Source organism: Roseomonas acroporae, assembly GCF_023223525.1.
In the GTDB taxonomy this organism is placed as follows: Bacteria; Pseudomonadota; Alphaproteobacteria; order Acetobacterales; family Acetobacteraceae; genus Roseomonas_E; species Roseomonas_E acroporae.
Map to the genome: position 1 here is coordinate 1 of NZ_JALPRX010000185.1, position 4,471 is coordinate 4,471.

At 55.1% G+C, this 4,471-nt stretch carries 5 protein-coding genes and 1 pseudogene; 3 read left to right on the plus strand and 3 right to left on the minus strand.

Going from position 1 to position 4,471, the window contains the following annotated elements:
- Positions 1-1,107, minus strand: a 1,107-nt coding sequence (locus tag M0638_RS27605; RefSeq protein WP_248670171.1) for a hypothetical protein, incomplete at its 3' end; no start/stop codon positions are given.
- A gap of 12 nt (positions 1,108-1,119) precedes the next feature.
- Positions 1,120-1,935, minus strand: coding sequence for a JAB domain-containing protein (locus tag M0638_RS27610; protein WP_248670172.1), 816 nt, complete (start codon positions 1,933-1,935; stop codon positions 1,120-1,122).
- 339 nt (positions 1,936-2,274) lie between these two features.
- On the opposite strand from M0638_RS27610, the gene M0638_RS27615 reads away from it, so the two are divergent.
- The 3 genes and pseudogenes from M0638_RS27615 to M0638_RS27620 all read left to right on the plus strand — a co-directional run.
- Positions 2,275-2,613 carry a transposase gene (locus M0638_RS27615; RefSeq protein WP_408903685.1) on the plus strand — a complete coding sequence of 113 codons (339 nt, stop codon included), beginning with the start codon at positions 2,275-2,277 and terminating at the stop codon, positions 2,611-2,613.
- Complete coding sequence (locus tag M0638_RS29315) at positions 2,610-2,753, plus strand: hypothetical protein (RefSeq protein ID WP_408903686.1); 144 nt, start codon at positions 2,610-2,612, stop codon at positions 2,751-2,753. The genes M0638_RS27615 and M0638_RS29315 overlap by 4 nt, the downstream gene beginning before the upstream one ends.
- A gap of 52 nt (positions 2,754-2,805) precedes the next feature.
- A pseudogene (locus M0638_RS27620) lies at positions 2,806-3,477 on the plus strand (IS5 family transposase); the annotation flags it as partial.
- Positions 3,478-3,496: 19 nt separating this feature from the next.
- Here M0638_RS27620 and M0638_RS27625 read toward each other — a convergent pair.
- Positions 3,497-3,661, minus strand: coding sequence for a hypothetical protein (locus M0638_RS27625; protein ID WP_248670173.1), 165 nt, complete (start codon positions 3,659-3,661; stop codon positions 3,497-3,499).
- Between the last annotated feature and the right edge of the window lie 810 nt (positions 3,662-4,471).

Below are 4,471 nucleotides of genomic sequence, written 5' to 3' on the forward strand. Positions count from 1 at the left end.
CACGGCGGTAGTGGGCTGGCTCGTGCCGGGCTCCACCACGGCGGTAGTGGCGTGTTGGTCCGTACTATGCTCGGTGACTACTATAGCTGATTGATTTCTCTGAGAAGAACTTGACGCAATGCTAGCTTCGTCAATTTTCTGGTTTAAATTCGCTTGGCTGCCGCTAGTCATTAAGTCGCTCACCAACGCAATCTGTGCTTTTGCTTGTTCTGGTGAAATAACATCAGCGGAGATTGTAAATCCTTTTATTTCCTCAACAAATGTAGTGACCGAAGGCTGAAGCAGGCCCATTGTGTTATCAAAAGAAGTTGGCTGACTGACGGAATTGAATCCGCCGGCCGCATAATTTTGTGTCTGTTGATCATTTTGCGAAATTGTGTGCATGGATGGGCTTGTGGCATTCGTAGAATTTATGACGAGCTCGCCTTTTGTAACATGCGTGTTGTCGACAGCATCAAACCTGGAATTTCCATTTTGCGGCTTTTCTATTGAGGCGGCCGATATTGAGTTGCCCATTTTTTCCAGACCAAAATGCAAAGGAGAAGAAATTGTCGAATTTGCACTATGGGCTAGTGGAGAATATCTATTGCTGGCCTGAGAATTTAGCACATCCGGCGCAAAGCCCCCGCTTGTAGTCATGCCTGAGGAAAACGGTAAAATTTTTTCGGCAAAGTTAATCCGCGTCGTCAGGTATTCCTGATCAACAGGACAATAGGATGGCGCTAAATTTGAGCCAAAATTCGAACTGCCATTTGGCATACTTGTATTCGGATCTTGACGCAGGGAGAAATTGTATAGACCATCCACTTGCTGCCTTTCGGAAGATTGATGCGAAATCAATATATTATTCTGACTAATCTCCGGATCTGCTGAGCGCATTTCCTCCGAATTTATCACCTGCGTCAAATTTCGCCCATTGAAAATATAAGATATATTACCAACTGATGTTTGGTTGGCCTGATTTATGGCAGGCATCAACGACGAAAGGCTCGCATAATTTTCGGTCGGCATAATCTTGTTCGTATGCGATGACACATAACCAGAAATGGCCATCCGGAATTTTGTTTCTGCATCATTTTGCTGCGGCACAATGATTTCATTTACCATGATTCTCTGTCCTTAAAAAAGCCGAAGCTTGCGCATGCTAACGCAACGATCATGGCCAACAATAACATGATCGTGGAGCGCTACATCCATATCTTTTAAAATTCGAAACAAATGTTTTGTAAGTTCGATATCCTCGTCGCTTGGTGTAGGATCACCGCTTGGGTGATTATGCACGATTATTATTGCGGATGCGTTTGTTTCAATAATACGCCTTACAATTTCTCTCGGGTAAATCTGTACCCCTTTTATCGACCCCCTTGCGTGCTCTTCGTCTTTAATTAGGCTATTTTTCGAATTTAAGAAAAGTATTTTGCAAACTTCAGCCTGTTCGTGGCTCAATGTGAGCCTAAGATATTTCTCAAGCGCGGACCATGTTTTTATTGCTGGGCCAGAGTTGAGTGGTGAAACAAGCGTCGCCATGTGTACTCTGTGTGCCGCCTTGAGGAATTGTTCGCAGCATTCGAGTTCCGGCATCGCCTCAGCTAGCCGCCCTGAGGCAGCTGTCATCACCCCTGCGATCGACCCAAATCGATCTAACAGCCTTGTTGCAGCATATTTAGCCCGGCGCTGATCCAAAACATATAACAAGAAATCTTCCAGCAAAGAAGTTTGGTTTGACTTTGTGGCAAGATTTACACTGTCACTTTCGGTGACATTGAGGCGCCGAACTTCGTCGAGATTTCTCGATCCTTCGCTGTGCTCGGATCCTGCCTTCACTCCGGCTAACTCAAGCAATGCACGCAAACTATCATTTCCTTGAAAGATATTTCTTTTCTGCGCTGAATAAGAGTCGCTATTCATAGTCTGATCTTTTTCGATAGGAATCACGTGTGCGGCGCTTCTAAGCATGGCTGCTCACCAGACAGGGCGAATAAATGGTGCCTCTTTCGCCAATAGGTTGCAAGAACTTTCAAGAAGTCTCTCTGGTGGATATTTGCAACATCGAAGAATTATTTAATTGATAAATTATATTTTGGAAATTTTGCCAATTTGTGAGATTTTTTTAGACTGTGTCTGGCGTTGGTCTGGCAGGCTGCTGAAATCTGAAGGGGGTTGTTGCTCTGATTTGGTGTGATGATACCGCTCTGCGCTGGAGTTGAGGGCTGATCCTCCCTCGAGTTGATGGACACCCCTGAGTAAGCTCCATGGGAGCGAGGAAGGTGTCTGATGAGCAAGACGCGGCGGGAGTTCACGCCGGAGTTCAAGCGCGAGGCGGTCGAGTTGCTGCGCTCGAGCGGCCGCCCCCTGACCCGGGTGGCAGCCGAGCTGGGGATCCAGCCCTCGATGCTGCGCAACTGGCGCGCGATGCAGAACGGCGAGGCGCCGCGGTCACGGGCCATGGCGCCTGCGGCGGGGTCTGCCCCTACGGTGACGGCGCCCGCCATGGCCTTGCCGGCGGATCAGGCGGCCGAGGTGGCGCGGCTGCGCCGGGAGCTCGACCGCGCCCGCATGGAGCGCGACATTTTAAAAAAGGCCATCGGCATCTTCTCGGAAGCCCAGAGATGAAGTTCCGCTTCATCGCCGACCATGCCGACACCTGGCCGGTCCGCACGACCTGCCGCGTGCTCGGCGTCTCGGCCTCGGGCACTACGCCTGGCGGGACCGGCCCGACAGCGCCCGCGCCGATGCCAACTGTCTGGTTGTGAGACCTCCTTGGCAGCTTCAGCGACGAGGCGTGCCTGGGCGATGTCGCTCGGGCCGGCGCGCTACGGGCCTGTCGGGACGGTCTCCAGCGGTTCTACCGCTGGCAGGCCGCCGGCGTCTGGGACCACCGGGTGCTCGCCGGCCTGCAGGCCGAGGCGGATGCGGCAGGCGGGCTGGACTGGGATCTGCACTTCCTGGATGCGACCGTGATCCGCGCCCACCAGCACGCCGCCGGCGTCCGCCGGGATGGCGCCATCGGGGGGTGAGGCGCAGGCGCGCGAGGGGCTCGGCCGCAGCCAGGGCGGCTTCTCGACCAGGCTGCACGTCCGCGCCGAGGGCGGCGGCAGGCCGATGGCGACGGTGCTCACCGCGGGCCAGCGGCACGAGCAGATCGCCGTCGAGGCGCTGATGGACCATGGCGCCGTCCGCCGCTCCGGGCGCGGCAGGCCGCGGCTGCGCCCCCGGTGTGTCGCCGGCGATCGGGGCTACAGCAGCCCGACCGTCCGGGCGCGCCTGCGCCGGCGCGGCGTTCGCCCCGTCATCCCGACGCGCAGCGACCAGCGCCGGCTGCCGCGCTTCGACCGCAAGGCCTACCGCAGGCGCAACGCGGTCGAGAGGATGTTCAGCTGCCTCAAGCAGTTCAGGCGCATCGCCACGCGCTACGAAAAGCGCGCCGCCAACTACCTCGCCATGGTCACCATCGGCATGATCCTGCTATGGCTGTAGCCGTCTTTGCAGACACGACCTAGTCCGACTTACGACGAACAAGATCGAAGCCTGCGGCAACAATAGTGGCTAAAACTGTCTCGGCAAGTTCTTCAGCGGTGATTACCGGTATACGTGTACCTGGCAGATCATCCTCGGCCTCGATCAGTGCGCGAGCGACGGCTTCGATCAGGTTTGGGTCCATAGGTGATTGCTCCGGAACGGCCGACTGGCGCCAGTCGGCACAGCCGCAAAATCAGTTGCACTCCAAAGGCAGCGTAATTTGTCGTTGATCCTCAGGAAAACCTTTTCGAGATGACAGATGCCGTCCGGCCTGGGGCCCCGTCGACGCAACTCGCGGACAGAGTTGGTCCGTAGCACCAATGCCGGATGCTATCGTACGTGACGGCAATGCCCAACGAGGCCGGAAGTAGCTCGACGTCCCGCAGGCTGAGACCGGACACATGGTACAGCCACACTGTGTGGTCGGTGATCTTTCCCAGAAAGCGGTAGTAGGAATAGGTCATGAGTCGGGCGCCGTCTCGCAAGCTGGACCTAGTCCGGCCGTTTCGAAAACAGCTTGCCAATGTGAAGATGCTGACCGACGGCAGGTGTATTTTCTGATACGAGACGATTCGGTATCGTGCCGGGTGTTGGCATAGACGAACGTGCCGGAGAGACACTGTCACCTTGAATAGGTGTTGTTGGAGCAACATGGGGGACTTCAATGCCCTGCATTCTCGGATCCCAAGAGCACTTCCTGATCATACGGTCAGACATCGTGATGCAGTCCATGTTAGAGTTATCGGCATTGTTTAGCAAGATACATTCTGCGTCAATATTCATATTGGACTTCCCAGGGCTCTGAACTCAAGTTGGACTTGATTTTTCACGCTGGTCCCGCCCGACCTCGCGCATTGGGAGCACGACGTGCTGCTCGGCGCGCTCCGCCGCAAGGTCGTGGAGATCGGGCATTGTCACGCTGACGAGCCGTTGCCGAAACGACTGGGCTGGG

Coding starts and splice junctions, on each gene's coding strand:
- M0638_RS29315 (WP_408903686.1), top strand. CDS start 2,610: ATGAAGTTCCGCTTCATCGCCGACCATGCCGACACCTGGCCGGTCCGC.
- M0638_RS27625 (WP_248670173.1), bottom strand. CDS start 3,661: ATGGACCCAAACCTGATCGAAGCCGTCGCTCGCGCACTGATCGAGGCC.
- M0638_RS27615 (WP_408903685.1), top strand. CDS start 2,275: ATGAGCAAGACGCGGCGGGAGTTCACGCCGGAGTTCAAGCGCGAGGCG.